At 57.1% G+C, this 525-nt stretch carries 1 protein-coding gene; it reads right to left on the minus strand.

What is annotated here, in order from left to right; translation table 11 throughout:
• A partial coding sequence (locus tag GY634_RS17040) for an IS91 family transposase (protein ID WP_001120876.1) occupies positions 1 to 406 on the minus strand: 406 nt, incomplete at its 3' end.
• Between the last annotated feature and the right edge of the window lie 119 nt (positions 407 to 525).

The raw sequence follows: 525 nt of genomic DNA on the forward strand, positions 1-525 counted from the left end.
CAAACAGGAAACGCAGCTGAAACGGGAAGCTCAACACCCACTGACGCATGGGTTGTTCAGGCAGTACTTCATCAACCAGCAAGGCGGCACTTTCGGCCATCCGCCGCGCCCCACAGCTCGGGCAGAAACCGCGACGCTTACAGCTGAAAGCGACCAGGTGCTCGGCGTGGCAAGACTCGCAGCGAACCCGTAGAAAGCCATGCTCCAGCCGCCCGCATTGGAGAAATTCTTCAAATTCCCGTTGCACATAGCCCGGCAATTCCTTTCCCTGCTCTGCCATAAGCGCAGCGAATGCCGGGTAATACTCGTCAACGATCTGATAGAGAAGGGTTTGCTCGGGTCGGTGGCTCTGGTAACGACCAGTATCCCGATCCCGGCTGGCCGTCCTGGCCGCCACATGAGGCATGTTCCGCGTCCTTGCAATACTGTGTTTACATACAGTCTATCGCTTAGCGGAAAGTTCTTTTACCCTCAGCCGAAATGCCTGCCGTTGCTAGACATTGCCAGCCAGTGCCCGTCACTCCC

Origin of the sequence: Paenalcaligenes suwonensis, from assembly GCF_011290505.1 — a bacterium.
Lineage (GTDB): Bacteria > Pseudomonadota > Gammaproteobacteria > Burkholderiales > Burkholderiaceae_B > Paenalcaligenes > Paenalcaligenes suwonensis.